Origin of the sequence: Pseudomonas khorasanensis (assembly GCF_014268505.2) — a bacterium.
In the GTDB taxonomy this organism is placed as follows: domain Bacteria; phylum Pseudomonadota; class Gammaproteobacteria; order Pseudomonadales; family Pseudomonadaceae; genus Aquipseudomonas; species Aquipseudomonas khorasanensis.
Genome location: NZ_JABWQP020000001.1, coordinates 246,512 through 272,619, shown reverse-complemented (window position 1 = coordinate 272,619; position 26,108 = coordinate 246,512). Strand labels below are relative to the sequence as shown.

Annotated in this window: 26 protein-coding genes; 2 read left to right on the top strand and 24 right to left on the bottom strand. The window is 59.8% G+C overall.

Annotated elements, in window-relative coordinates; translation table 11 throughout:
* Positions 1 to 9: 9 nt before the first annotated feature.
* Entirely contained in the window at positions 10 to 2,139 is a 2,130-nt protein-coding gene (gene flhA, locus HU727_RS01325) for a flagellar biosynthesis protein FlhA (protein ID WP_186532013.1), read from the bottom strand.
* 589 nt (positions 2,140 to 2,728) lie between these two features.
* On the opposite strand from flhA, the gene HU727_RS01320 reads away from it, so the two are divergent.
* On the top strand, positions 2,729 to 3,088 hold the full coding sequence (locus HU727_RS01320) for a DUF6124 family protein (protein WP_186532014.1): 360 nt from the start codon (positions 2,729 to 2,731) through the stop codon (positions 3,086 to 3,088).
* 360 nt (positions 3,089 to 3,448) lie between these two features.
* Positions 3,449 to 5,158 (top strand): immunoglobulin-like domain-containing protein, encoded by a 1,710-nt coding sequence (locus HU727_RS01315; RefSeq protein WP_186532015.1) that lies wholly within the window; start codon positions 3,449 to 3,451, stop codon positions 5,156 to 5,158.
* 338 nt (positions 5,159 to 5,496) lie between these two features.
* On the opposite strand, the gene flhB is transcribed toward HU727_RS01315, so the two are convergent.
* The 23 genes from flhB to fliS form a co-directional block, all read right to left on the bottom strand.
* On the bottom strand, positions 5,497 to 6,636 hold the full coding sequence (flhB, locus tag HU727_RS01310; RefSeq protein ID WP_186532017.1) for a flagellar biosynthesis protein FlhB: 1,140 nt from the start codon (positions 6,634 to 6,636) through the stop codon (positions 5,497 to 5,499).
* 3 nt (positions 6,637 to 6,639) lie between these two features.
* Complete coding sequence (gene fliR / locus HU727_RS01305; protein ID WP_186532019.1) at positions 6,640 to 7,425, bottom strand: flagellar biosynthetic protein FliR; 786 nt, start codon at positions 7,423 to 7,425, stop codon at positions 6,640 to 6,642.
* Positions 7,426 to 7,428: 3 nt separating this feature from the next.
* Positions 7,429 to 7,698 carry a flagellar biosynthesis protein FliQ gene (gene fliQ / locus HU727_RS01300; protein ID WP_016771067.1) on the bottom strand — a complete coding sequence of 90 codons (270 nt, stop codon included), beginning with the start codon at positions 7,696 to 7,698 and terminating at the stop codon, positions 7,429 to 7,431.
* Complete coding sequence (gene fliP / locus HU727_RS01295) at positions 7,695 to 8,453, bottom strand: flagellar type III secretion system pore protein FliP (RefSeq protein ID WP_186532021.1); 759 nt, start codon at positions 8,451 to 8,453, stop codon at positions 7,695 to 7,697. Before fliP ends, fliQ begins: the two co-directional genes overlap by 4 nt.
* Positions 8,453 to 8,908, bottom strand: a complete 456-nt coding sequence (gene fliO / locus HU727_RS01290; protein WP_186532024.1) for a flagellar biosynthetic protein FliO — start codon at positions 8,906 to 8,908, stop codon at positions 8,453 to 8,455. The genes fliP and fliO overlap by 1 nt, the downstream gene beginning before the upstream one ends.
* Entirely contained in the window at positions 8,909 to 9,367 is a 459-nt protein-coding gene (gene fliN, locus HU727_RS01285) for a flagellar motor switch protein FliN (protein WP_437180368.1), read from the bottom strand.
* Positions 9,368 to 9,422: 55 nt separating this feature from the next.
* Positions 9,423 to 10,391 carry a flagellar motor switch protein FliM gene (gene fliM / locus HU727_RS01280; protein ID WP_038363850.1) on the bottom strand — a complete coding sequence of 323 codons (969 nt, stop codon included), beginning with the start codon at positions 10,389 to 10,391 and terminating at the stop codon, positions 9,423 to 9,425.
* Positions 10,392 to 10,400: 9 nt separating this feature from the next.
* On the bottom strand, positions 10,401 to 10,904 hold the full coding sequence (fliL, locus tag HU727_RS01275) for a flagellar basal body-associated protein FliL (protein WP_186532027.1): 504 nt from the start codon (positions 10,902 to 10,904) through the stop codon (positions 10,401 to 10,403).
* A gap of 212 nt (positions 10,905 to 11,116) precedes the next feature.
* Entirely contained in the window at positions 11,117 to 12,484 is a 1,368-nt protein-coding gene (locus HU727_RS01270) for a flagellar hook-length control protein FliK (protein ID WP_186532029.1), read from the bottom strand.
* Positions 12,485 to 12,590: 106 nt separating this feature from the next.
* Complete coding sequence (locus HU727_RS01265) at positions 12,591 to 12,938, bottom strand: Hpt domain-containing protein (RefSeq protein ID WP_186532031.1); 348 nt, start codon at positions 12,936 to 12,938, stop codon at positions 12,591 to 12,593.
* A 30-nt stretch (positions 12,939 to 12,968) separates the two neighbouring features.
* Positions 12,969 to 14,672, bottom strand: coding sequence for an ATP-binding SpoIIE family protein phosphatase (locus HU727_RS01260; protein WP_186532033.1), 1,704 nt, complete (start codon positions 14,670 to 14,672; stop codon positions 12,969 to 12,971).
* 5 nt (positions 14,673 to 14,677) lie between these two features.
* Entirely contained in the window at positions 14,678 to 14,983 is a 306-nt protein-coding gene (locus HU727_RS01255; protein ID WP_186532034.1) for an STAS domain-containing protein, read from the bottom strand.
* Between the two features lie 79 nt (positions 14,984 to 15,062).
* The gene (fliJ, locus tag HU727_RS01250; RefSeq protein WP_186532035.1) at positions 15,063 to 15,512 is read right to left on the bottom strand and encodes a flagellar export protein FliJ; all 450 of its coding nucleotides are present in this window, start codon (positions 15,510 to 15,512) and stop codon (positions 15,063 to 15,065) included.
* 6 nt (positions 15,513 to 15,518) lie between these two features.
* Positions 15,519 to 16,877: a flagellar protein export ATPase FliI gene (fliI, locus tag HU727_RS01245; RefSeq protein WP_186532036.1), complete on the bottom strand. Its 1,359-nt coding sequence runs from the start codon at positions 16,875 to 16,877 to the stop codon at positions 15,519 to 15,521.
* Positions 16,867 to 17,673: a flagellar assembly protein FliH gene (gene fliH / locus HU727_RS01240; protein WP_186532037.1), complete on the bottom strand. Its 807-nt coding sequence runs from the start codon at positions 17,671 to 17,673 to the stop codon at positions 16,867 to 16,869. Before fliH ends, fliI begins: the two co-directional genes overlap by 11 nt.
* A gap of 4 nt (positions 17,674 to 17,677) precedes the next feature.
* The gene (fliG, locus tag HU727_RS01235) at positions 17,678 to 18,697 is read right to left on the bottom strand and encodes a flagellar motor switch protein FliG (protein ID WP_039761172.1); all 1,020 of its coding nucleotides are present in this window, start codon (positions 18,695 to 18,697) and stop codon (positions 17,678 to 17,680) included.
* On the bottom strand, positions 18,690 to 20,477 hold the full coding sequence (fliF, locus tag HU727_RS01230; protein WP_186532038.1) for a flagellar basal-body MS-ring/collar protein FliF: 1,788 nt from the start codon (positions 20,475 to 20,477) through the stop codon (positions 18,690 to 18,692). Before fliF ends, fliG begins: the two co-directional genes overlap by 8 nt.
* Before the next feature lie 14 nt (positions 20,478 to 20,491).
* Complete coding sequence (fliE, locus tag HU727_RS01225) at positions 20,492 to 20,821, bottom strand: flagellar hook-basal body complex protein FliE (RefSeq protein WP_186532040.1); 330 nt, start codon at positions 20,819 to 20,821, stop codon at positions 20,492 to 20,494.
* 126 nt (positions 20,822 to 20,947) lie between these two features.
* The gene (locus HU727_RS01220; protein WP_186532277.1) at positions 20,948 to 22,330 is read right to left on the bottom strand and encodes a sigma-54-dependent transcriptional regulator; all 1,383 of its coding nucleotides are present in this window, start codon (positions 22,328 to 22,330) and stop codon (positions 20,948 to 20,950) included.
* 5 nt (positions 22,331 to 22,335) lie between these two features.
* On the bottom strand, positions 22,336 to 23,547 hold the full coding sequence (locus HU727_RS01215; RefSeq protein ID WP_189673774.1) for a sensor histidine kinase: 1,212 nt from the start codon (positions 23,545 to 23,547) through the stop codon (positions 22,336 to 22,338).
* A 110-nt stretch (positions 23,548 to 23,657) separates the two neighbouring features.
* Positions 23,658 to 25,133 carry a sigma-54 dependent transcriptional regulator gene (locus tag HU727_RS01210; protein WP_186532042.1) on the bottom strand — a complete coding sequence of 492 codons (1,476 nt, stop codon included), beginning with the start codon at positions 25,131 to 25,133 and terminating at the stop codon, positions 23,658 to 23,660.
* Between the two features lie 172 nt (positions 25,134 to 25,305).
* Positions 25,306 to 25,602: a flagellar protein FliT gene (gene fliT / locus HU727_RS01205; RefSeq protein WP_186532043.1), complete on the bottom strand. Its 297-nt coding sequence runs from the start codon at positions 25,600 to 25,602 to the stop codon at positions 25,306 to 25,308.
* Positions 25,603 to 25,613: 11 nt separating this feature from the next.
* The gene (gene fliS / locus HU727_RS01200; RefSeq protein WP_186532044.1) at positions 25,614 to 26,012 is read right to left on the bottom strand and encodes a flagellar export chaperone FliS; all 399 of its coding nucleotides are present in this window, start codon (positions 26,010 to 26,012) and stop codon (positions 25,614 to 25,616) included.
* Positions 26,013 to 26,108: the final 96 nt, after the last annotated feature.

Below are 26,108 nucleotides of genomic sequence, written 5' to 3'. Positions count from 1 at the left end.
ACCACTACCTCAGCCGTTGGGCCCTACTGTCGCAACGATGGTCACTTGCTTGTTGTCCGGTACTTCCTGGTAGGCCAGCACATGCAGTCCAGGGACAGCGAGGCGGCCAAAACGCGAGAGCATCGCGCGAATCGGGCCTGCTACCAGCAGGATCACCGGTTGGCCTTGCATTTCCTGACGCTGCGCCGCTTCGATCAACGAACGTTGCAGCTTCTCGGCCATGCTTGGCTCCAGCAGAACGCCCTCTTCCGAGCCTTGTCCTGCCTTCTGCAGACTATTGAGCAATATCTGTTCCAACCTTGGTTCCAAGGTGATCACAGGCAGCTCGGACTCAGTGCCTACAATGCTTTGGACGATGGCGCGGGAGACGCCGACCCGTACGGCAGCCACCAATGCGGCGGTATCTTGACTCTTGGCCGCGTTGTTGGCGATGGCTTCGGCGATGCTGCGAATGTCGCGTACCGGCACGTGTTCGGCGAGCAACGCTTGCAGCACTTTGAGCAATTGCGACAGCGAGACCACACCCGGCACCAGCTCTTCCGCCAGTTTCGGCGAGCTTTTGGCCAGCAATTGCATGAGTTGCTGCACTTCTTCGTGGCCGATCAGCTCACTGGAGTGCTTGTACAGAATCTGATTCAAGTGCGTCGCGACCACGGTGCTGGCGTCCACCACGGTGTAGCCGAGCGATTGCGCCTGGGCGCGCTGGCTGATTTCGATCCACACCGCTTCCAGACCGAAAGCCGGATCTTTGGCGTTGATACCGTTGAGCGAGCCGTAGACCTGGCCCGGGTTGATCGCCAGTTCGCGATCCGGGTAGATCTCTGCTTCCGCCAAAATCACGCCCATCAGGGTCAAGCGATACGCGCTCGGCGCCAGATCGAGGTTGTCGCGGATGTGCACGGTCGGCATCAGGAAGCCCAGATCCTGCGAGAGCTTCTTGCGCACGCCCTTGATCCGCGCCAGCAATTGCCCACCCTGATTGCGGTCCACCAGCGGAATCAGGCGATAGCCGACTTCCAGGCCGATCATGTCGATCGGGGTCACGTCATCCCAGCCCAGCTCTTTGGTTTCCATGGCACGGGCCGGCGACGGCAGCAGTTCCTGCTGACGCTTGACCTCTTGCAACGCTTCGACCTTCACGGCGTTTTGCTTCTTCCAGAACAGGTACGCACCGCCAGCAGCGAGCGCAGCCATGCTCAAAAAGGAGAAGTGCGGCATGCCCGGCACCAGGCCCATGACGGCCATCATCCCCGCCGCCACCGCCAGTGCTTTAGGCGAGGCGAACATCTGGCGGTTGATCTGCTTGCCCATGTCTTCCGAGCCGGAAGCACGGGTCACCATGATCGCGGCCGCTGTTGATAACAACAGTGATGGCAATTGCGCCACCAAACCGTCACCGATGGTCAGCAAGGCGTAAACCTTGCCGGCGTCACCGAACGTCATGCCGTGCTGGAAGATACCGACGGCCATGCCGCCGATGAGGTTGATGAACAGAATCAGCAGGCCGGCGATGGCGTCACCGCGCACGAACTTGCTGGCACCGTCCATCGAACCGTAGAACTCGGCTTCCTGGGCGACTTCCTGACGGCGCGCCTTGGCCTGGTTCTGGTCGATCAGACCGGCGTTGAGGTCGGCGTCGATCGCCATTTGCTTGCCGGGCATCGCATCGAGGGTGAAACGCGCGCTCACCTCGGAAATTCGCCCGGCGCCCTTGGTCACCACGACGAAGTTGATGATCATCAGAATCGCGAACACCACGATACCGACCACGTAGTTACCGCCGATCACCACCTCGCCGAAGGCCTGGATCACCTTACCGGCGGACGCGTGACCGTCCTGACCGTGGAGCATCACCACCCGCGTGGAGGCCACGTTCAGCGCCAGTCGCAGCAGCGTTGCGACCAGCAGAATGGTCGGGAACACGGCGAAATCCAGCGGCCGCAAGGCATAGACGCAGACCAGCAACACCACGATCGACAATGCGATGTTGAACGTGAAAAACACGTCCAGCAGGAACGGCGGGATCGGCAACATCATCATTGCCAGCATGACCAGCAGCAACAACGGCACGCCCAGATTGCCTCGACTGAGGTCGGCAACGTTTGTGCGAGCAGTGCTGAGTAACTGAGAGCGATCCACCGGTTTTCCCCGTTCCTTTAAAGCAAACTTTTGACGCCCCGATCGGGCGCACGGCGGCTATTGCAAGAAGCCTTCCAACTTTTGCCGGGGAATGAAATAGAGCGGTTTTACTTGGGATTATCGGCTGATTGGGCTGACCCCTTCGCGAGCAGGCTCGCTCCCACCATTTGAAATGCATTCCCAATCGGACATTTGGAATACGGCCCCTGTGGGAGCGAGCCTGCTCGCGAAGACGCCATCGAATGCGGCGCATTTTTTCGATTTAAACGAAGCTGTTTAAAAGACACCTTCGGACACGGTCTAAAGGCTACAAATCCTTGCGCCGTTGCCTACAGCCAAGCCAGAATCCGCCGGCTTGTGCGCTTTGAGGTCGGGTTCTATGGTGGGTCGGTCGCTGAATGTTCAGTGACCGGGTTTAGCAGCTCGGCAATTCTCAAGGCACGCTGGCTCCGTCTTTCTTTATGGCGGCTTGCGTGGGGCACTTCGGTGCGCCGGGATCCTTGAGCCTGGTCTGCTAACCCGCGTAAAGCCGCCACCCTCTTCGTTTAGCAGCGAAGGCTGACGGCTCCATCTCTCAAGGAGCTTTACCATGATCAAACCCACACCCAACCCGCCCGAAACCGACCCCACATCACCGTACGAATCCCTCGACTCGAAAAAACTTCACGAAGCCGCCGACCGCGCCCTCGACCACTACCTCTGCCCGCCCGGCTCCACCCCGCCGCCCTATAGCCCCCGCGCGATGTACGCCGTGACCGCCGACACGAAAAACGAAGACCTGCTGGCCAACGCCTGCGAAACCCTCGCGTCCGCCAAAACCATCGCCCAGGAATTCGCCGGCCTGGTCAAGCCGTCGCAGCGCCGCGCACTGATGGGCATTGCGCAGCTGATCATGCTCGGGGAATTGGCGGTCAATCGCGTGCTGGATAATCTGGAATTGCCGCAGTAGCGCGCAATCCGAAAGAACATTGCGCCCTGTAGGAGCTGCCGAAGGCTGCGATCTTTTGACTTTGATTTTTAGAGGGAAGATCAAAGATCGCAGCATTCGGCTGCTCCTGCAGGGATATTTGTTCAGACAGACAAACCCGCCGCCCCGAATCAACCGGGCCGGCGGGTGTTGTTGTCTCAATCAGGCAACTCGACTAGTCATCGGTGGGGCCGGTACATCGAAAAGACTTGGACGCACGGCAGATCACCACTTGTCTGAAACAGGCATTTACCTGTCAGACCTGACAGTAGGCAAAGCTCAAAGCCTCGTATGTGATAGCGCAACACCCCATTGCCGGCCCGTCAGGGTGAGGAGCGCGTCATGGACACTCGGTCAACCATAAACATCCAATCCGACGAACTGATTGAGATTTTTAAATTGTTTCCAGTATTTGTACCCGGCTGGGTGACACTGGTGAAGCCGTCCAGCCTCGCTCACGGTGGCGTTCCGAGACGTCTCTTCACTGGTGCTCCGAAACGCCTGCTGTGTGTGGTGGATCCATGGATTGAACTACTAAACCGAGGCGTCGAGCCAATGGCCGCGTACGATTCGGTCGAATTGTTTATCAACGGCGAGACGACACCCGTGGACAGCCACACTGTCCAGCCCGGTACGGAAAAAGACCGAGTCGCACTGCACGTCTCGCAGGTCAAGTTTGTGAACGGTGTTAACAAGCTTCAGTACGTTGTGGAACGGCCCGGCGGTAACAAAGAACCATCGGATGTTTTGCTAGTGCTTCACCATCTGCACCCCCACGCCAACGTTGAGCTGATTATCCCACCTGAGGTACTTGCCAACGGCGTTACCGCTGAATTGGCTAAGAAGGGCATCAAGTTCGAAATGAGCTACACCACCAAGGAACCCTTCGAAGTAGTGGAGTTAAAGGTTGGCAATGCAACGTTCAAGGTGGAAGTCACAGATCCCTCAGCACCCGCGAGCGTGACGCTGTATACCGCAGATTTTGAGGACCTTGTTGACGGCGAGGTCACAGTCAATTTCTTGGTCACTGATCAATTGGGTAATTATGGTGACTCGCCAGATGAAAAGCTGAACATTCGCCTGAAAGAGGAAGATCTGCCGGCCCCGACCCTCACCAACGTATTGGACGCCAACAATAACGAAGTGCCACATGGCGACAGTACCACCAGCACCACGCTGATACTCAAGGGCACCGCCAGCAAAGGGAAGGAAGTGGAGATTTTCGATGGTAGTGGTTCGAGCGCCGTGTCTAAAGGCGGAGCGACTGCCAGTCTGATTGAGGGTTCTTGGGAGCACACGATCACCGTCCCATTCGGCCGTCGCCGCTTGTATGCTCAATCCCTTTACCACCCGACACCGGTTTATTCCACCGTTCGGATACTGACTGTGACGCCACAGCAACTTTCAATCGATACGACGCAGATGGTGCTGGATGGCGTGATGGTGAGAAGTGGTTACTGTCCGAACCTCAACAGTGTCGATGCCATAGGTAACACACAGATCCGCGCTGCTGCTGGGGGTACCCCGCCCTATACCTACAGGTCGTCGAATGCGTCCATTGCGGCAGTTGACGCCAGCGGCAAGGTCACAGGAATGGGCAACGGTGGGACGACCATCACCATCACGGATCAGCAAGCTGCGCAGGTCAGCTACTCAGTCAAAGTTACCAATATCTATTCCCTTTTGGTGCACGGCGGCTTGGGTTGGAATTATCAGAGATATCTTCAATCGCTGGCGCAAAGAGGAGAGGTTCACTTAACACCGCAAATCCGTGCGGTCATGCAGCGCTGTTTCTTTCAGCCTTGGTTCGCATGGGTTGCAAGTCCGAAATATCCTCTTCTGGACAAAGCCTGGACCGGCAATACCAATGGGCCCTCGGCGGAGGTTTACAACACCTATACCCGACATTTTGAATGGCTGGCGCCGTCAGCCGATCCCCATGACGGGTTGAGTTTTTCAATGACCTATGCGGGAGGATTGGGAGCGATGAGCGGTGGTGAGAAGAATCTAGAAGTCGCCGAAATGAGCGGACCTTTAAGCAGCACTGATTAATTGAGACTTGCCGGGATAACAGACAGCACAATCCTCCACGAATTTGATCATTCCCACGCTCTGCGTGGGAATGCAGCCCGGGACGCTGCGCGTTCCTTTCACAGCCAAACGCGGGGCGTCCGTTGAGGCATTCCCCCGCTGGGACATAGGAACGATCAAGACCAGACAGACCGCTATCGCGAGCAGGCTCACTCCTGCAGGGAATGCATTCCAAATGTGGGATTAAAATCGTTTAGCAGCACCGCCCCTGTGGCAAGGGTTGGACTTTCATTGGGTCAGCCACAAAAACCGCCGCCCCATTCAATCGGGACGGCGGTTTTTTGTTTCACACGGTAAAGTCAGGAATCGCGACGCAGATCCGGCGGGATCGGCAGGTCGTCCTTCAACGGATCAGGACGCTTGCCCTTACCGGCCTGGTGCTGACGGATCTGATAGACGTAAGCCAGGACCTGAGCCACGGCCAGGTACAGCCCGCCGGGGATTTCCTGGTCGAGTTCGGTGGAGTAGTAGATCGAACGCGCCAGTCCAGGTGACTCCAGGAGCATGACGTTATTGGCGACGGCGATTTCTCGGATTTTCAAGGCGATGAAGTCGCTGCCCTTGGCAAGCAGCACCGGGGCGCCGCCCTTCTCCGAGTCGTATTTGAGCGCGACGGCGTAGTGGGTCGGGTTGGTGATGACCACGTCGGCTTCGGGGATCGCAGCCATCATGCGCCGCTGGGACATTTCGCGCTGGGTCTGACGGATACGTTGCTTGACCTCGGGCCGCCCTTCCTGGTCCTTGTGTTCGTCGCGCACTTCCTGCTTGGTCATCAGCAGTTTCTTGTGCGCTTCCCAGAGTTGAATCGGCACGTCGACGGCGGCGATGATGATCAGGCCGCAGGCCAGCCACAGCGTGCTCCAGCCCACCAGCAAGACGCTGTGGATGATCGCCATATCCAGCGGCTCGTGGGCGATGCGCAGAAAGTCATCGACGTCGGCGGACAACACCACCAACGCCACACCCAGGGTAATCAGAAACTTGGCCAGCGCCTTGAGCAGTTCGACCACGGCCTTGAAGGAAAACATTCGCTTAAGGCCGGCCGCCGGGTTCATGCGGCTGAACTTGGGCGCCAGCGACTTGGCGGCGAACAGCCAGCCGCCGAGGGAAATCGGTCCGATCACGGCGGCGAGCAGCAGGGTGATCATGACCGGCTGGATCGCCAGCAATGCGATCAGCCCCGACTCCAGCAAAAACCGGCCCATCGCGCCCTGATCCATGACCACTTCACGGGACAGGGTGAAGTTCAGCCGCATCACGTCCATCATTTCCTGAGCGAGCATGCCGCCGAAAATCAGCAGCGCAGCAGCACCGGCCATCATCACGGCAAGGGTGTTGAGCTCCTTGGAACGGGCAATCTCACCCTTCTCACGGGAATCCTTTTTGCGTTTATCCGTGGGGTCTTCTGTTTTGTCCTGACCGCTTTCGCTCTCTGCCATGACTCAGCGCGCCCGTGCCAGTTCGCGTAGCAACTGCAGGGCCTCAGTGGCCAGCGGCTGATACTGATTGAGAATATCCGCCAGCCCCACCCAGACGATGAACAGGCCGAGCACCATGGTCAGCGGAAAACCGATGGAGAAAATATTGAGTTGCGGCGCGGCGCGGGTCATCACGCCAAATGCGATGTTGACCACCAGCAGTGCCGTGATCGCCGGCAACACCAGCAACAACGCGGCGCCGAGTACCCAGCCCAGTTTGCCGGCCAGTTCCCAGTAATGCGCGACCATCAATCCGCCACCGACCGGCAGCGTGGTGAAGCTTTCAGTCAGGACTTCGAACACCACCAGGTGGCCGTTCATCGACAGGAACAACAACGTCACCAGCATGGTGAAGAACTGCCCGATCACCGCCACCGAGACGCCGTTGGTGGGGTCGATCATCGAGGCGAAGCCCATGCCCATTTGCACCGCCACAATCTGCCCGGCCACGGCAAAGGCCTGGAAAAACAGTTGCAGGGAAAACCCCAGCACGGCGCCCACCAGAATCTGCTCGCCAATCAGCAACAGGCCGCTCAGATCGAGGGGGCTGACGGCCGGCATCGGTGGCAACGCCGGGGTGATGACCACGGTGATCGCCACGGCGAAATACAGGCGCACGCGGCGCGGAATGAGGGTAGTGCCGAACACCGGCATCACCATCAACATCGACGCGACGCGAAACAGCGGCAACATGAACGACGCCACCCAGGTGCTGATCTGGGTGTCGGTCAGCTGAAGCAGCGATTGCATGGCTTAGCCGATGACCATCGGAATGTTTTTGTACAACTGGATGATGTATTCCATGAACGTCTGCACGATCCACGGACCGCCGATGATCAGGGTCACCAGCATCACCAGCAAGCGCGGCAGGAAGCTCAGGGTCTGTTCGTTGATCTGCGTGGCGGCCTGAAACATCGACACCAGCAGGCCGACCAGCAGGCTCGGCACCACCAGGATGGCGACCATCATGGTGGTCAGCCACAAGGCTTCACGAAAAATATCGACCGCAACTTCCGGCGTCATGGCGAGACACCTCCAAAACTGCTGGCCAGTGTGCCGATGATCAGCGCCCAGCCATCGACCAGCACGAACAACATGATCTTGAACGGCAGCGAAATGATCAGCGGCGAGAGCATCATCATACCCATGGCCATCAGCACGCTCGCCACGACGAGGTCGATGATCAAAAACGGGATGAAGATCATGAAGCCGATCTGGAAGGCGGTTTTAAGTTCGGAGGTGACGAACGCCGGCACGAGAATGGTCAGCGGCGCCTGATCCGGCGAGGCAATGTCGGTGCGTTTGGACAGACGCATGAACAGCTCCAGATCGCTGGTTCGCGTCTGGGCGAGCATGAAGTCCTTGATCGGTACTTGTGCCTTTTCCACCGCTTGCTGGGCCGTAAGGGTTTCAGCCAGATACGGCTGCAGCGCGTCCTTGTTCACCCGATCGAACACCGGGGCCATGATGAACAGGGTCAGGAACAGCGCCATGCCGGTGAGGATCTGGTTCGACGGCGTCTGTTGCAGGCCGAGGGCCTGACGCAGGATCGAGAAGACGATGATGATCCGCGTGAAGCTGGTCATCAGAATGACCGCCGCCGGAATAAAACTCAGCGCGGTCATGATCAGCAGGATCTGCAGACTAACCGAATACTCCTGCGCGCCGTCGGCGTTGGTGCCCAGCGTGATCGCTGGGATCGACAACGGATCGGCGGCGAACGCCAGCGGCGCGGCCAGCAACAGGGCCAGCGTCAAGACGATGCGTAGCGCACCCATTACTTCGTATCCTTCTGATCCTTGCCGAGAATCTTCAGCAGATGCTGGGCAAATTCCGGCGTAGCCTTTTCGCTGGCACTGGGTACTTCGACCGGCTCCTTGAGCACATGCAGCGCGGTAATGGTGCCCGGGCTGAGGCCGAGCAGAATCTGCTCGTTACCGACCTGAACCAGCACCAGACGGTCGCGTGGGCCGAGCGCGCGCGAGCCGATGAGTTCGATGACCTGGCCCTTGCCGGCCGGCCCCGCCTGCTGCACCCGGCGCAGCAGCCAGGCGAGGAAGAAGATCAAGCCCAGCACCAGCAGCAAACCGAACACCAACTGCGTCAATTGCCCGGCCACGCCGCTGTTGACCATCGGCGCGGTGGCTGCAGGCGCAGCGGCGGCGGTTGTGCCCGGCTCGGCGGCCAGCACGCTCAATGGCAATGCCAGCAAAGCCCAGAGAAACCTTTTCACTCAGCGCAGCTTCTTGATGCGTTCGCTTGGGCTGATCACGTCCGTCAGGCGGATGCCGAACTTCTCGTTGACCACTACCACTTCGCCGTGGGCGATCAAGGTGCCGTTGACCAGCACGTCGAGCGGCTCACCGGCCAGACGATCGAGTTCGATCACCGAACCCTGGTTGAGCTGCAGCAGGTTGCGGATGTTGATGTCGGTGCTGCCCACTTCCATGGAAATGGACACCGGGATGTCGAGGATCACGTCCAGGTTCGGACCGTCGAGGGTCACCGGGTCGTTGTTCTTCGGCACGCTGCCGAACTCTTCCATCGGCAGACGGCTGGAGCTCGAAGTACCGGCATCGGCGGCCAGCAGTGCATCGATGTCAGCCTGACCGGCGTCACCGGTTTCTTCCAGGGCCGCAGCCCATTCATCGGCCAGTGCCTGATCGTCCTGGGCGTTCATATCGTCGTTCATCATGTGTCCTCGGCGGGCAACAATTCAGCTAAATGTTTGGGTTGAAAGCGCCGCTTCAGCGACGCTCGATCGGCTCGATAACCTGCAACGCGAGGTTGCCTTTGTGCGAGCCCATCTTGACCTTGAAGGCCGGCACGCCGTTGGCGCGCATGATCATCTCTTCCGGCATCTCGACCGGGATCACATCCCCCGGCTGCATGTGCAGGATGTCGCGCAGCTTCAACTGGCGGCGGGCAACGGTCGCGCCGATCGGCACGTCGACATCGAGCACGTCCTGGCGCAGGGCGTTGACCCAGCGCTCGTCCTGATCGTCGAGATCCGACTGGAAACCGGCGTCGAGCATTTCGCGCACCGGCTCGATCATCGAATACGGCATGGTCACGTGCAGGTCGCCGCCACCGCCATCGAGTTCGATGTGGAAAGTCGAGACCACGATCGCTTCGCTCGGGCCGACGATGTTGGCCATGGCCGGGTTCACTTCCGAGTTGATGTACTCGAAATTGACTTCCATGATCGCCTGCCAGGCTTCCTTCAGATCGACGAAGGCCTGCTCCAGTACCATGCGCACCACGCGCAGTTCGGTCGGGGTGAATTCACGCCCCTCGATCTTGGCGTGACGGCCGTCACCGCCGAAGAAGTTGTCCACCAGTTTGAACACCAGTTTGGCGTCGAGGATGAACAGCGCGGTGCCGCGCAAAGGTTTGATCTTGACCAGGTTGAGGCTGGTCGGCACGTACAGCGAGTGCACGTATTCGCCGAACTTCATCACCTGCACGCCACCGACCGCCACGTCCGCCGAGCGGCGCAGCATGTTGAACATGCTGATGCGGGTGTAGCGGGCAAAACGCTCGTTGATCATTTCCAGAGTCGGCATGCGTCCACGGACGATGCGATCCTGGCTGGTCAGGTCGTAGCTTTTGACACTGCCGGGTTCGGCAGCGTTATCGGTCTGTACCAGACCATCGTCGACGCCATGCAACAGCGCATCGATTTCATCCTGGGACAGCAGATCCTGCACGGCCATGTCGTGTTCCTACTGCAGTACGAAATTAGTGAAAAGCAACTGTTCGATCACCACTTTGCCCAGCTCTTTCTGCGCCACTTCCTGGACGCTGGCGGTGGCCTTCTGGCGCAACATCTCCTGGCCGACCGGCGTCGCCAGTGTGGCGAAATCCTGACCGGAGAAGAGCATCACCAGGTTATTGCGGATGACCGGCATGTGCACTTTGAGCGCGTCCAGATCGGCTTGATTGCGCGCCAGCATGGTGAGGCTCACCTGCATGTAGCGCTGACGGCCGTTCTGGTTGTAGTTGGCAACGAAGGCCGGCGCCATCGGCTCGAAAATCGCGGGTTGCTTGCCGACCGGCGCCGCATCGGCTGCCTCGGCAGGTTTGCTCTGGGCGCTGTGCATGAAGAACCAGGTCGCCCCCACGGATGCACCAATGGCCAGCAGCAACGCCAGCACGATCACGATGATCAGCTTGAGTTTGCCTTTGGTTGCGGGGTCTTTTACTGCTGCAGCTTCGCTCTTCGCCATGCCAATAATCCGTCACTAATCGGGGGTTTCACAGTCGCACGGCAAGGCAAGAGCAAGTGTTATGCCAGAAGTGTCAGCGGGCTATCTGAACGGCAACCACAAACAACTGTGGGAGCGAGCCTGCTCGCGAAAGCGGTGTCACAACAACAATGATGTTGAATGTGAAATCGCGTTCGCGAGCAGGCTCGCTCCCACAGGGGTTACGTGTCGTGTCAGGCGTAATAGTCGACCGCGCTGGTACCAATGATGCTGGTGGTCTGAGCCGCCACTTCTGCCACGGTGGCCGGTGCCAATTCTTCATCCATCGAATCCAGACGCCCGCCGGCAGCGCTGGTGCGGCCACCCTGGCCCTGCTGCGCCTGTTCCTGGCCTTGCTGCCCCTGCCAGCCACGGTTCTGATCCGAGACATTGACGTCGACCTGGCCCATGCCCTGCTGGTTGAACATGTCGCGCAGGCGATGCATCTGGCCGTCGAGCGCTTCACGCACGCTCGGATGCGCGCTCATGAATGTCACCTGGGTCTGCTGGTCCGGGACCATGTTCACGCGGATATCCAGACGCCCCAGCTCAGCCGGTTGCAACTGAATGTCGGCGGCTTTCAGGTTGACGCTGGACAGGTACATGACGCGGTTGACCACTTCTTCGGTCCAGCCGCTCTGATGCATGGCGATCGGCTGATTTACCGGCAGCGCATTCGCGGTTTTTGGCGTAGCGGCCTGGGTCAGTGCTGCCAGGCGGTTGGCGAAGTCGTCGACGCGGGTGTCGCTGGTGGCTGATTTGAGATCTTTCAGGCCATCGTCGATCAGCCCGCTGAAGGCCTTTTCGCCGCCCTGACTGGTGCTGTCCTTGTCGGCCTGCACGTCGAGCATGCTGGCCATGCCAGCGGCGAAGTTCTGCGCGGAACTCAATTCACCGTCGGCCTGAGCCTGAGCAGGCGAGGCTTTAGGTTGCGCCTGACTGGCGGCAGAGATATGCCCGCCCTGTTCCATTGCCATGCGCACGGCTGGCAAAGAGTCGAGCGGATCAGCCGAAGGATCGAATTCGCTGTCGGTGGCCGCCGGATCTTTGACCATGCCCGGCACGACCGCCAATGCAGGTGTTTCAGTTTCAGGCTGGGCCGGCGTCGCGATCACCGGTGCTTGAACGACAGGCGTCGCCACCAATGGCTGGATCACTTGAGCCAGGGCAGGATCAAGCGCCGGGTCTACCGGCGCGGCATCAACCACAGGGGCTGGCACGGTTTCGGTGGCATCGTCATGACTGGCGGTTTCGCCGTCGCTCGCCACCGGTTTGTCGGCAGGCAATGCCTTGCCGCTATCGGCAACCACCGGCTCAGGCGCGGCAGACGGATCTTTGCCGACTTCCTTTTTGCCGGTGCTGTCAGCGACTTTATCGCGCGCTGGCTTGACTGAATTGTCGGCGCTCACGGCAGGCTTGGCAGGCGCCTGATCGGCGAACACTTTGGCGAAGCTGGAAGCCTTGTCCCCGGCGTCTGCGGCCATTGCCGACGTTTTGGCAGACGCAGCTTGCGCCTTGGCCTGAGCGGCGGTCTGAAGAAGAATGTTTGGGGTCGCAGGCATGACACGGTCTCCGCTGCACTGGGATCGTAGGTACAGTTGAGCAAGATGACTGCAAGTGCCGGGCCAGTTATGCCAGACACTTGCGAAAAGCGCCGGACGGCGCTGTTCAGTGAGTATGGACGTGGAGTTTTTCGTCTTCGTAGACGGAGCGTACGTTGGCGAATTCGCCATGGATTTCGGCGACCAGTTGCGCGAGTGTTTCCGGACTTTTGTCTTTGGCGTTCGACTCCAGATCCTGGCACAACGCCGCCAGTCGAACCGCGCCCATGTTGCTGGCGCTGCCCTTGAAGCTGTGGGCGACATCGGAAAGGGCTTTGGCGCTGGTGGTGGCCTGCAACTCGTGCAGACGGCTTTCCGAATCTGCCAGAAAGGTCTCCAGCAGCTCTTGATAGCCGTCCTCCATCACCTCGCGCAAGGTGTCGAGGACATCGCGGTCTACATGTGGGTCGGTCACTTGCTCACTCCTTGATCAAGAATGGGCGGATTATGCCTCAATCTCCCAGAAAAACTCCACGCTGGCACTACGACCTTGGTCCGACCAGCTGGCGTTGCGCCCCAGTTGCCGGACCAGGCTGATACCTCGACCCGACAGACGGACGGTGTCCAGCGGTCGCTCCATGATCCGGGCCACATCGAAACCTTTCCCGCTGTCCTCGACCCGGATCACAAGGCAGCCGCCCTCGCCTTGCGGTTGAACCTGCAAATGCACCCGGACAAACCCGTCCTGCAGCGAGGCCAGCCGCGCACCGCGCAATTCATAATATCGGGCGAAACCCGCCGCATCTCGCTTGAGGCTCGAGTCCAGCCCCAGCACACCATGCTCCAGCGCATTGGAATACAATTCGGCGAGCACGCTATACAGCGCGCCGCTCTGCGATCGCAGGCCGTGCACCTCGAGCAACAACTGCAACAGGAAGGGCAGCGGATTGAAACGCCGCAACGTCGCTCCGCGAAATTCGAAGCTCGCTGACCAGTCCAGCGGGCAAGACGGGCCGCTTTCGGGATACGCCGATGCCGGACCTTGAGTCTGCGCTGATTCGAGCAGGCTGACCTCGACCATACTGACGTCATCACGTGCCTGGCCGCGGAAATCGCGCAGGGCCTGCTCGATATCCTCAAACAGCCGATCCGGCTCTCGATTGGCGGCGAACACTTGCTGCAGTCGCTCGACACCGAACAATTGATCATTGGCGTCGCACGTATCGATGACGCCGTCTGACAATAAAAATACGCGATCATCGACAGCCATCGGGTACACGTCCGTGCGGTCGTCGAACGCCTGTGCGCTCAAAATCCCCAAGGGTAAATGCCGCGCCGGCAGCGGCACGCGCTCTCCGCTGGCCATCCGGTGCAGGTAACCGTCGGGCATGCCGCCGTTCCAGACCTCCACCGAACGTCGCTGAAAGCTCAAGCACAGCAACGTGGCGCAACAGAACATGTCCACCGGGAGGATGCGTTTGAGCTTGGCGTTCATCTCGCGCAGGGTTTCGGCCAGGCCGTAGCCCTTGGCAGTCATCCCGTAAAAGACTTCAGCCAAAGGCATCGCACCCACAGCTGCGGGCAAACCATGCCCGGTGAAGTCGCCGAGCATGACGTGCATATCACCCGCCGGCGTGTAGGCTGCGAGCAACAAGTCACCGTTGAACAACGCGTAAGGCGATTGCAAGTAACGGATGCTCGGCGCACTCAGGCAACCGGAATGCGCAACCTTGTCGAACACTGCCTTGGCCACGCGTTGTTCGTTGAGCAAATAATCGTGATGTTTGGCAATGAGGTCGCGCTGTTGCAGGACGGTCGCCTGAAGACGCCGCAAGCGATCCATCGCCTTGATTTTGGCGGCGAGGATCACTTGGTTGTACGGCTTCGCCAGAAAATCGTCGCCACCGGCCTCCAGACAACGGGCCAGCGCTTCGCTCTCCGTCAACGAGGTGAGAAAGATGATTGGCACCAACGCTTCACCCGCCAGAGCCTTGATCTGCCGCGCCGCTTCGAAGCCGTCCATCACCGGCATCATTGCGTCCATCAGGACCAGATCGGGGTGCTGGCGCTCAAAGGTGTCCACCGCCTCGGCGCCGTTGCTCGCCGTCAGTACCTCATGGCCCTGGCGACGGACGATGGTCGACAGCAGCAACCGGTCGGCGGCGCTGTCTTCGGCGATGAGAACAGTCAGCGGCTCTTGCGCCTGCATGGGCGTCAACTGATGTCGAACAGTTTGTCGAAGTTGGAAATCGCGAGGATTTTCTTCACATCGGAACTGCTGTTGACAACACGAATATCGGAATCGTCGCCGCCCGCGTGATCGCGCAGCAGGAGCAGCATGCCCAGCGCCGAGCTGTCGAGGTAGGTGGCTTCTTTCAGATCGACCACGATGGATTGGGGCTTCTTATTGAGCCTTTCATAGGACTCGCGAAATTCCTGATGGCGACCAAAATCGAAGCGACCTTTAATCGAGATCGTCAGCTTTTGACCATCGGGTGAGACTTCTGTAACGACTGACATTGACTGGCTTCCTTGTCATTGACGAACCTGTACAAGGTTTAGCATCTGGATAGGGTTGGGGCAAGGTTGGAAAGCCAGATCAAAAGGCATCACGCCGTGGCAAGCGCTGCGACAATTCATCCAGCAGCTTCTGCTCGCGTTTGTCTTCAAGGCGTTGCGCCTCGTCGCGATAGCGCTGGACCAGTTTGCGCAAGCCTTCGACCCGGGCGAACGCCTGTTGCCATTCATCACGCGCCTTGTCGAGATTGTTCTGGTGCCAGACCAGGCTCTGGCGCTGCTGATCGACGGCGGTGTCGAGTTGCGCCAGAAAGCCCTGAAAACCGAGCAGCCACTGCCCGGTCACGCCGGTGCTGCCGCGCACGATCCATTGCTGCGAGTAATCCAGACGAAATGCGTTAAGGTCGGCCAGTTTGCTTTCCGCAACTTTGACCTGGCCCTGGAAGTAGGCAAGGCGCTGGACGGCGGTTTTTTCGGCCTTTTCGGCCATGTCCACCACCGGTGCCAGGCGCGCGGCGCGGCTGACGGCCATGGCCGGTTACCCGCCCGCCGCAGGGGCGAACAGGGTTTCGAGATAGGCCTGGCTTTCACCCATGTTGATTTTGTCGTTGAGGCCCTGACGCTGATAGCGGACCAATTGCGGCTGCAGGGAAATCGCCAGATCGGTCTCGCGATCGCCCCCGGCGACGTAGGCGCCGACGCTGATCAGGTCGCGGCTCTGCTGATAGCGCGACCACAACTGCTTGAAATACTGCGCGCGCTGCATGTGCTCCGCCGAGACCACGGCCGGCATCACCCGGCTGATCGAGGCTTCGATGTCGATGGCTGGATAGTGACCTTCTTCGGCCAAACGCCGCGACAGCACGATGTGACCGTCAAGTACGCCTCGCGCCGAGTCCGCGATCGGGTCCTGCTGGTCATCGCCTTCAGACAATACGGTGTAGAACGCCGTGATCGAGCCGCCACCCTTCTCCGCATTTCCGGCGCGCTCCACCAGTTTCGGCAGTTTGGCGAATACCGATGGCGGATAGCCTTTGGTCGCTGGCGGTTCGCCGATGGCCAGAGCGATTTCCCGCTGGGCCTGGGCGAAACGGGTCAGCGAATCCATTAGCAGCAGAACGTTCTTGCCCTTGTCGCGGAAATACTCGGCGATGCGCGTGCAATACATCGCCGCGCGCATACGCATCAGCGGCGCATCGTCCGCTGGCGAGGCAACCACCACCGAACGCTTGAGGCCTTCTTCGCCAAGAATGTGCTCGATGAATTCTTTAACTTCACGACCGCGCTCACCGATCAGGCCGACGACGATAATGTCGGCCTCGGTGAAGCGGGTCATCATGCCCAACAGCACGGATTTACCGACACCGGTACCGGCGAAAAGACCCAGACGCTGGCCACGGCCGACCGTCAGCAGACCGTTGATGCAACGGATGCCGACGTCCAGCGGAACGCTGATCGGGTCACGGTTGAGCGGGTTGATCGTCGGGCCATCCATCGGCACCCAGTCTTCGGCCTTCATGCCGCCCTTGCCATCCAGCGCGCGGCCGGCGCCGTCGAGTACACGGCCGAGCATGCTCATGCCCATCGGCAAACGACCGGTATCGGCCAAAGGCACCACGCGGGCGCCGGGGGCGATGCCGGCGACACTGCCGACCGGCATCAGAAAAACCTTGCTGCCGGAAAAACCCATGACCTCCGCTTCCACCTGGGACGGGTGGTAGCTGTCGTCATTTATCACCATGCAGCGGGTGCCCATGGCGGCGCGCAGGCCTTCGGCTTCCAGGGTCAGACCGACCATGCGCAGCAGCCGACCTTCAAGGATCGGCGCACCGGCAATCTCGGTCGCCTCGGCATAACTGCCCAGACGCTTGGCGAAACTGGTGCGTTCAAGGCGCATCGGGGTTGTCCGCGCGCGGCTCGTCAGGGTCGACAGCCGAAGGGGTGTCTTCGGGGATGTCCAGACTCAAGTCTGGCGCTGCCGGGTGCAGGGCTTGCTCGTGCAACTGGTCAAACAGTTTCGCCATGACTTGCGTCACCCGCGATTCAACGCTGGCGTCGATGCGACTGTGCTCGGTTTCAACCCGGCAACCGCCCGGCAACAGCGACTCGTCTTCGACGATGCGCCAGGTTTCTTCATGGCGTTCGCGCAGGGCTTTGACCTGGGCGAAGTCCTGCGGATTGACGTACAGGCGCACGTTTTCCACGCCCAGCGGCAATAGCTTGAGGGCGTCGCGCATGACGTGTTCGATCTGCGTCGAATCGATAGCCAGCTCGCGCTTGATCACCTGTTTGGTGATGTGCTGCACAAGGTCGACCAAGGATTTTTCAATCTGTGTGTCTTGCTCGGCGATCGGCTCGAACAGGTTGGCCATCAGCAGTTCGAGGCTGGCGATTTTCGCCGCCAGCGCTGCTTCAGCTTCCTGACGCACCTTTAGCGTGGTGCTGTGAAAGCCTTCTTTTTCGCCAATGGCGAAGCCCTCGTTGTAAGCCTCCTGACGGATGCTTTCGAGCTCTTCCAGGGTCAGTGGCTGGACTTCTTCCAGCGGCACTTCTTCCATTTCCGGCGGTTCGGGCTCAGGTTCCGGCTCAGGCTCGGGTTTGGGCGGGTCGAAGCTGGGCAGCGCCCAGGATTCGAAGCCGCGAACATCGCGGGCGCGGATCAGATCCGTCACAGACTCGTCAGGCTTATCCATGGGCTTAGATCATTTCCTCGCCGCCCTTGCCACCGAGCACGATTTCGCCGGCTTCGGCCATACGACGGGCAATGGTGAGGATTTCCTTCTGTGCGGTTTCGACGTCGCTGACGCGCACCGGGCCTTTGGCCTCCAGATCGTCGCGCAACAGTTCGGCAGCACGCTTGGACATGTTCTTGAAGATCTTCTCTTTGACGCCTTCGTCCGAACCCTTGAGGGCCAGTACCAGCACGTCGGAAGACACTTCGCGCAACAGCGCCTGGATGCCACGGTCGTCGACGTCGGCGAGGTTGTTGAACACGAACATGAGGTCTTCGATCTGACCGGACAGGTCTTCGTCGACTTCGCGGATCGAGTCCATGAGCTGGCCTTCGATCGAGCTGTCGAGGAAGTTCATGATGTCGGCCGCACGCTTGATGCCACCCAGGGTGGTACGCGAGGCATTCGAGTTGCCGGAGAACTGCTTCTCGAGAATCTGGTTGAGTTCTTTCAGTGCTGCCGGTTGCACGGTGTTCAACGACGAAACGCGCAGAATGATGTCCAGACGCACTTTGTGGTCGAAGTTGCCGAGCACTTCACCGGCCTGATCCGGGTCGAGGTACGCCACCACGATCGCCTGAATCTGCGGGTGTTCGTAACGGATGACGTCGGCCACTGCGCGCGGCTCCATCCATTTCAGGCTGTCGAGGCCGCTGGTGTTACCCCCCAGCAGGATGCGGTCGATGAGGCCGTTAGCCTTGTCTTCGCCCAGGGCCTGAGTGAGCATTTTGCGCACGTAGTCGTCGGAACCGACACCAAGGCTGGTCTGGTCGCCGACGATGTCGACGAACTCGCTCATCACCTGCTCGACCTGCTCGCGGTGGACGTTGCCCATTTGCGCCATGGCCACGCCAACGCGCTGAACCTCTTTGGGGCCCATGTGGCGCAGCACTTGCGCAGCATCGGTCGAACCCAGGGACAGCAGCAGAATCGCGGCTTTGTCGACCTTGGTCAGTTTGACGGCGGCGGCTCGGTTATCACTCATCTGCGTTAATCCACTCTTTCACGACCTGAGCCACGCGACCCGGGTCTTCAGCTACCAGACTCTTGATTGCATTCAGTTGCGCGTCATAACCCTCGCTCGGGCTCGGCAACAGAATGCTCTGCGGACCACCGAGGCTTACGCGGTCGTTGGCCAGTTCGCCGTCCAGGCCGCCCATGCCACCGAGTTCCACGTCGCTGCCCAGACCGGCCAGCTCCTTGCCTTTGCCGCCACCGGTGATGTTGTTGAGCACCGGACGCAGCACACCAAACACCAGCACGAGAATGAACAGCACACCCAGCACTTGTTTGACGATGTCCCAGAACCATGGCTGGGAGTAGAACGGAATATCGGCAATCACTTCACCGCGCTCGGTGGAGAACGGCATGTTGATCACGCTGACGCTGTCGCCACGGCTGGCGTCAAAACCGACAGCGTCCTGCACCAGGCGAGTGAAGCGCGCCAATTCGTCGGCGGTCCACGGCGCACGGGTAGTTTCACCGTTGGCCGCATTGACCTTGACCTGATCATCAACCACGACCGACACCGACAGGCGATTGAGACGGCCCTGCTGCTGTTTGGTGTGGCTGATCGAACGGTCGAGTTCGAAGTTCTTGGTGGATTGTTGACGCTTGTCCGCCGGATACGGGGCGAGCATCGGCTGGCCGGTGGCCGGGTCCATGATCTGCTGACCGTTGGCATCAACCAAGGGCTGGCCCGGCTGGATCATCCCGGCTGCAGCTTGCGCGCCACCGGTGGTTTGCGGTGCCGAGGCAGGCGCTGGCGGCTGATTGCTCAGGGCACCCGGCACACCTTGCGGACCGTTGCTGGCGGTGCGTTGTTCGTTGACCGACTGCTCGCTGCGCAACGCCGGCTGATCCGGGTTGAATTGCTCGGCGGTCGACTCGACGGCGCTGAAATCGACATCGGCCGACACTTCAGCCTTGTAACGATCGTTGCCCAGCACCGGTTGCAGAATATTGTGCACGCGTTGGGTGAGCATGCTTTCCATGCGGCGGCTGTAATCGAACTGCTTGCCGGCCATGGTCATTTCGGAGTTTTCCGCCTGATCGGAGAGCAGATTGCCCTTCTGATCCACGACGGTGATCTGCGACTTGCTCAGCTCGGGAACGGAGGTTGCCACCAGATTGATGATCGCCACCACCTGACCCGGCTCCAGCGAACGCCCACTGTACAGCTCGACCAGTACCGAAGCGCTCGGCTTGCGCTCGTCGCGGACGAACACCGAACTCTTCGGAATCGCCAGGTGCACGCGGGCGCCCTTGACGTTGTTCAGGCTGGAGATGGTCCGCGCCAGTTCGCCTTCGAGGCCGCGACGATAACGGGTCGCTTCCATGAACTGGCTGGTGCCCAGACCCTGTTCCTTGTCGAGGATTTCGAAACCGATGTTGCCGTCGCTGGGAGTGACACCAGCGGCCGCGAGTTTCATCCGCGCACGGGACAGATCGTCGGCCTTGACCAGCAAGGCACCGGAGTTGGGTTCAACGTTGTAAGGGATGTCGGCGGCGGCCAGGGTTTCCATGACCTGTTTGGCATCCATGCCGGCAAGGCTGCCGTACAGTGGACGATAATCCGGCTGCTGCGACCACAGCACCACGGCAAAGCCAATCGCCACGCTCGCCGCCAGACCGACCAACAGGCCGACCTGACGCAGCACGGTCATCTGGGAAAGGTTTTCCAGAAAGGACAGGCCGAACAGCGGCGGTTTGCCGTCGATCGGGGTGGCCTTGGCCGGAACGTTATCAGCGACTGCTTCTGCCATGACTTATTTCGCCCTTAAACCGGCATCTGCATGATGTCTTGGTAAGCCTGAACCAGTTTGTTGCGCACCTGGGTCAGCGCCTGGAATGACACGCTCGCTTTTTGCGAGGCGATCATGACGTCAGTCAGATCGACGCCGCTCTTGCCGATTTCGAATGCGTTGGCCAATTGAGACGAGGCCTGTTGGGTATCGCTGACTTTATTGATCGCCTGACCGAGCATGTCGGAAAAGCTGCTGCCCGCCATTTCAGGGACAGCGGTAGCCGATTTACGCGACGACATGGCATCCACTTTCATGGCCTGCATGTCCATCATCAATCGATTAAATTCAATACCTTGGCTCATGGTCTACTCTCTTGGGCGGCCCGCAATTTTTTGACACTCACTCGGCGGGTACACAGGTATTAGCAACAAGGGTGCCAGCTCATGGGCACCCCTTCAGAAAACGTTCCTGGTTGATGGCGCCACCGATTACGTGGCGAACAGATAACCTTCGACGTCCATCCCGGCATCACGCATCTGCGCCAGTTTGTATCGCAGGGTGCGCGGGCTGATACCGAGTTTTTCCGCCGCTTCCTTGCGTCGGCCACGCTCGGCGCGCAGGGTGTCGATGATCATCTGAAACTCCCGGCGACGCAGGTCATCGCCCAGGGCACCGGAGGAATCCGCCTCGATTTCCACCTCGCGGATCACCGGTGCTGCGACCGGCAACGGCGCAAATGTCACTGCACCGGTCAGGCAGAAATCCTGCGGCTGAATCAATCCGCCCTGCTGCAAAATCAGCGCGCGCTGAATCGCGTTGTCCAGTTCACGCACATTGCCCGGCCACGGGTACGCGGTCAGGCAGGCTTGCGCCTCGGTCGAAAGTCTGGCGGCAGCGTGCTTCATTTTATTGACGTGCTTGGCCAACAGCTTTTCGGCCAGCGGCAGGATATCGGCAGTGCGCTCACGAAGTGGACGCCACGCGAGGGGGAAAACCGACAGGCGGTAGAACAAGTCCTCGCGAAAGCGCCCCGCCGCCACTTCACCGGCCAGATCCCGGTTAGTCGTCGCGACCACACGGATGTCCAGACTGATCGGTTTCCGCGCGCCCACTCGCTCAACCTCACGTTCCTGCAACACACGCAGGAGTTTGGCTTGCAGACCCAACGGCATTTCAGAGATTTCATCGAGCAGAATCGTGCCGCCGTCAGCCTGCTCGAACTTTCCTGCCTGGGAGGCGATGGCGCCGGTAAACGAACCCTTCTCGTGACCGAACAAGGTCGCTTCGAGCATGTTGTCGGGGATCGCCGCGCAATTGATCGCGATGAACGGCTGGCTGGCTCGCCGCGATTGCTGGTGAATGTAACGCGCCAGCACTTCTTTACCGGTGCCGGACTCACCCGAGATCAATACGGTGGAATCGCTGCGGGCGACCCGCGCCGCCAGTTCAAGCAATTGCACACTGGCCGGTTCGACCGCGACCGGCCCGTCAGATTCGCCGACGTCAATGCTCCCCAGTGCATGCCGCGCCACCAGATCGAGCAATGCTTTGGGCTCGAACGGCTTGACCAGATAATCCGCTGCGCCCTGGCGCATGGCATCGACCGCACGCTCGACCGCGCCGTGGGCAGTCATGAGCAGCACAGGCAATTGCGGCTGGCGCGCGCGCAGCAGGCCGAGCAACTGATGACCGTCCATGCCCGGCATGTTGACGTCGCTCACCACAAGACTGAAGGCTTCTTGCGCGACTGCCGTCAGCGCTTCTTCCGCGCTGCCGACCGCGTGATAATCGTGGCCGGCGAGCAGCAGCGTATCGGCCAGCGCTTCGCGCAACGAACGGTCATCCTCGACCAGCAACACCTTGATGCCCATGACGATCACTCAGCTCCCTGTGCAGCGCAAAACAGTGGAAGAGTCACCAGCGCGCAGGTGCCGCGCCCGACCCGCGAACGCAAGGTCAATTCGCCCTGATGCGCACGGGCCACTGCTTTGACCACGGTCAGGCCAAGTCCGGTACCGGTGACTTTGGTGGTGAAAAACGGCTCGCCGAGGCGCGCCAAAACGGTGGGCTCGATGCCGCTGCCACTGTCGCTGACGCACAGGCGCAGCGTGTTGTCTTTGGTGTAGCAATGCACTTTCAGGCGCACATCTGCGGCGCTGGCCTGAATGGCGTTTTCAATCAGATTCAACAACGCCCCCACCAGCGTGTCGCGATTGCACAACAACTCACCCGCATGACTGTCGCACTGCCAGCGGATCGGCAGGCCCTGAACATGGGTCAGTGCCGCGGCTTGCAGCGATTGCATCAAGGCATTGGGCGTGAGGCGATCGGTCAGTGGCAATTCACCGCGAGCGAACACCAGCATGTCGCGCACCTGATGTTCCAGTTCATGCAGTCGCTCCTTGAGCCGACCGGCGAATCGCTGCTGGGTTTCGACCGGCAGTTGCTGTTCAGTCAAATGGCTGGCGTACAGCAACGCAGCGGACAGCGGCGTACGGATTTGATGGGCTAGGGACGCAACCATGCGCCCCAGCGAAGACAACCGTTCGTGACGCGCCAGTTGATCTTGCAGGTGACGGGTTTCTGTCAAATCGTTGAGCAGCACCAATTGCCCCGGCTCGGCGTCCAGCGAGCGGGTGGAAATCGACAGGCGTCGACCATTTTTCAAGGAGATTTCGTGGCCGTCATCCTCGCGCGGGGCGAAGCAGCGCGCGATCACGTGCCGCCATAGCTCGCCTTCAAGTGGCGAGCCGAGCAGGTCGATAGCCGCCGGATTGGCTTCGCGTACCAGGCCGTGGCCGTCGATAACGATGACCCCACCAGGCAACAGGTCGAGAAGATTTTGCAGCCGATTGGCCAGGCGCTCTTTTTCCGCCAGTTCCTGCATGCGCTGGGCGCTGACCACGGCCAGCTCACCTTTAAGCTCGGTGACTCGGGCTTCAAGCAGGCTGTAGGAGTCGGTCAACTGGCTCGACATCTGGTTGAACAGCTGAAACGCCTGCTCGAGTCCCTGACGGCTTGCCTGCTCCACGGATGAGGATTGCCCCACGATATTGGAGGCAGAAGAGATCTGGGCGGCTTGGGGCATTGTGCTCTCTCGCTTGGCTGACCGTCAGTGAAACGGAACGTTGCGAGGGATGTAGCAATACCCGTGCCTAAAAAAAACCGCTTATAAATGAAGCGGTTGAAAAACAGGCGTCAATCATCCGCCTGTTCATCACCTTCACGTCGGCTCATGCCGTACTTGCGCATTTTTTCCACCAGCGTGGTGCGACGAATGCGCAGACGCTCGGCGGCCCGCGCCACAATGCCATTGGCATCATCCAGCGCCTGTTGAATCAGGCCCTGCTCAAGCCCACCAAGGTAGTCTTTGAGGTCAAGGCCTTCCGGCGGCAGCAGCGCGTTGGCGCCGAAGTCCGGCGTATGCCCATTGATCGCCACACGCTCTTCCAGATCGCTGCGCAGGCTGTCGACCAATTGCTCGTCTTCGTCATCGACGTAGCGGAATTTCTTCGGCAACTCGACCACGCCAATCACGCCGTACGGATGCATGATCGCCATGCGTTCGACCAGATTGGCCAGCTCGCGGACGTTGCCCGGCCAGCCGTGACGGCAGAGCGACATGATCGCTGCCGAGTTGAAACGGATCGAACCGCGCTTTTCGTGTTCCATGCGCGAGATCAGTTCGTTCATCAGCAATGGAATGTCTTCGACGCGCTCACGCAGCGGCGCCATCTCGATCGGGAATACGTTCAGGCGGTAGTAGAGGTCTTCGCGGAAGCTGCCGATCTCGATCATGCTTTCGAGATTCTTGTGAGTGGCAGCAATGATCCGCACGTCGACGCTCTGGGTTTTGTTGCTGCCCACGCGCTCGAAGGTGCGTTCCTGGAGAACCCGCAACAGCTTGACCTGCATCGGCAGAGGCATGTCGCCGATTTCGTCGAGGAACAGCGTGCCGCCATTGGCCAGCTCGAAACGTCCGGCACGACTGGTGATGGCGCCGGTAAATGCGCCTTTCTCATGGCCGAACAATTCGCTTTCGAGCAACTCCGCCGGGATCGCCCCGCAGTTGACCGGCACGAACGGCGCATCGCGGCGCTTGGAATGGTAGTGCAGGTTGCGCGCGACCACTTCCTTGCCGGTGCCGGACTCGCCGAGGATCAGGACACTGGCGTCGGTGTCGGCCACTTGCTGCATCATCTGGCGCACGTGCTGAATCGCACGACTGGTGCCGACGAGGCTGCGGAAGAGGTTGGGTTCGCGATGACGGCCGCGCTCGCGGGCCTGGTCGTACATCTCGCGGTAGACCTGGGCACGGTGCAGCGAATCGAGCAATTTGCTGTAGCTGGGCGGCATTTCCAAGGTCGAAAGCACGCGGCGACGCTGGTCTTCAGGCAAGTCAACGGAAGAATTATCGCCCATTAACAAAACCGGAAGGAACTCATCCCAGGTTGCGAGTGTCTTTAGCAAGCCCAAAAGCGCGCCAGGAGCATTAACGGTCCCGATCAGTACGCAAATGACCTCACGACTAGACGACAAAGAGCCGACTGCCTGCTGCCAATCATGGCTGCCGCAGGGTAAATTTTCTTCGCCAAGAAAATTTAGAATCACCGCCAGGTCGCGGCGGCGGACGCTATCGTCATCGATTAGCAGAATTTTGGTTTCACGCCACATGCAATAGCAACTTCCCTAGTCAACTCAATGCCCGAAAAATGGGGCAAGCGAGACGCTTGCAGGACACTCTGTGCCTGTAGACGCCCTAAACCTGATAATAGCCACTAGTTAAGTCAAAAAACCGTGCACAGTCAAATTTATGGCGCACATCTCTGGATTAACTGACGGTTAATTAACCAAACAGATGGTAAACCTTTGCAGCCTTTTGCGCTTGGGTGATCTGCGACATCTCATTGGCTATCGCCTGCCGCTCCCCCATCGCCACCTCAAGCAACTCCTTGTAGACGAAAAGCAGCTCCTCGAGGTTGTCACGTAACGCAACTTCGTCCAGCGAAGCTTCTGCCATGACGTCTTCCATGCAGGAACGGCAAGCCAGGTCCAGCTCGCCAATGGCTTCCCAGTTTCGCGCCGCCAAAGCACCGACCAACGCTTCACGGGTGTCGGCGATTCGCTGCAATACAAGACTCATGGTGATCTCCTTCAGAACTGCGGAGCCGGCGCAGGCGCGATGGCGTCCCAGCCTTCTTTTACCGTGGTCAGCAGGCCGGCGACTTCATCGAGGACACGCAGGTCGCTGCTGATATTGGCCTCGGCGAGGCGCTTCATCATGTAGATGTACAGGCCATCAAGATCAGCCAGCTCATCTGCGTTGTTTTCAAGATCGAGGCCTTCGCGCAGACCACTGACAATGCCGATGGCCTTGCTGATCGCCGTACATTTGCCGGGAATGTCCTTGCGCTCGATGGCGCCCTTGGCCTGAGCAATACGGGCCAGTCCACCTTCCATCAACATTTGCACCAGGCGGTGCGGGCTCGCTTCGGATGTCTGCGCATGGGCGCCGACTTTCTGGTACTGCCGAAGGGCTAACATCGGGTTCATGTTCTACCTCATTGCCACGTTGACTCGTATAACCAGTGTATCGCCAACCGGTCCGAAAACTTTAGATCAAAAGACAAAAACCCGGCGCACGCCGAT

Bases quoted from the DNA above. Each gene is read 5' to 3' on its own strand.
- fliL (WP_186532027.1), bottom strand. From the start codon at position 10,904: ATGGCGAAGAGCGAAGCTGCAGCAGTAAAAGACCCCGCAACCAAAGGC.
- HU727_RS01315 (WP_186532015.1), top strand. From the start codon at position 3,449: ATGGACACTCGGTCAACCATAAACATCCAATCCGACGAACTGATTGAG.
- fliE (WP_186532040.1), bottom strand. From the start codon at position 20,821: ATGAGCCAAGGTATTGAATTTAATCGATTGATGATGGACATGCAGGCC.
- fliG (WP_039761172.1), bottom strand. From the start codon at position 18,697: ATGAGTGATAACCGAGCCGCCGCCGTCAAACTGACCAAGGTCGACAAA.
- HU727_RS01260 (WP_186532033.1), bottom strand. From the start codon at position 14,672: ATGCAGGCGCAAGAGCCGCTGACTGTTCTCATCGCCGAAGACAGCGCC.
- fliM (WP_038363850.1), bottom strand. From the start codon at position 10,391: ATGGCCGTGCAGGATCTGCTGTCCCAGGATGAAATCGATGCGCTGTTG.
- fliH (WP_186532037.1), bottom strand. From the start codon at position 17,673: ATGGATAAGCCTGACGAGTCTGTGACGGATCTGATCCGCGCCCGCGAT.
- fliI (WP_186532036.1), bottom strand. From the start codon at position 16,877: ATGCGCCTTGAACGCACCAGTTTCGCCAAGCGTCTGGGCAGTTATGCC.
- HU727_RS01215 (WP_189673774.1), bottom strand. From the start codon at position 23,547: ATGCCCCAAGCCGCCCAGATCTCTTCTGCCTCCAATATCGTGGGGCAA.
- HU727_RS01210 (WP_186532042.1), bottom strand. From the start codon at position 25,133: ATGTGGCGTGAAACCAAAATTCTGCTAATCGATGACGATAGCGTCCGC.
- fliN (WP_437180368.1), bottom strand. From the start codon at position 9,367: ATGAACGACGATATGAACGCCCAGGACGATCAGGCACTGGCCGATGAA.
- flhB (WP_186532017.1), bottom strand. From the start codon at position 6,636: ATGGCAGAGAGCGAAAGCGGTCAGGACAAAACAGAAGACCCCACGGAT.
- HU727_RS01255 (WP_186532034.1), bottom strand. From the start codon at position 14,983: ATGTCAGTCGTTACAGAAGTCTCACCCGATGGTCAAAAGCTGACGATC.
- HU727_RS01220 (WP_186532277.1), bottom strand. From the start codon at position 22,330: ATGGGCATCAAGGTGTTGCTGGTCGAGGATGACCGTTCGTTGCGCGAA.
- fliQ (WP_016771067.1), bottom strand. From the start codon at position 7,698: ATGACGCCGGAAGTTGCGGTCGATATTTTTCGTGAAGCCTTGTGGCTG.
- fliP (WP_186532021.1), bottom strand. From the start codon at position 8,453: ATGGGTGCGCTACGCATCGTCTTGACGCTGGCCCTGTTGCTGGCCGCG.
- fliR (WP_186532019.1), bottom strand. From the start codon at position 7,425: ATGCAATCGCTGCTTCAGCTGACCGACACCCAGATCAGCACCTGGGTG.
- HU727_RS01320 (WP_186532014.1), top strand. From the start codon at position 2,729: ATGATCAAACCCACACCCAACCCGCCCGAAACCGACCCCACATCACCG.
- HU727_RS01270 (WP_186532029.1), bottom strand. From the start codon at position 12,484: ATGCCTGCGACCCCAAACATTCTTCTTCAGACCGCCGCTCAGGCCAAG.
- fliJ (WP_186532035.1), bottom strand. From the start codon at position 15,512: ATGGCCGTCAGCCGCGCCGCGCGCCTGGCACCGGTGGTGGACATGGCC.
- fliT (WP_186532043.1), bottom strand. From the start codon at position 25,602: ATGAGTCTTGTATTGCAGCGAATCGCCGACACCCGTGAAGCGTTGGTC.
- fliS (WP_186532044.1), bottom strand. From the start codon at position 26,012: ATGAACCCGATGTTAGCCCTTCGGCAGTACCAGAAAGTCGGCGCCCAT.
- fliF (WP_186532038.1), bottom strand. From the start codon at position 20,477: ATGGCAGAAGCAGTCGCTGATAACGTTCCGGCCAAGGCCACCCCGATC.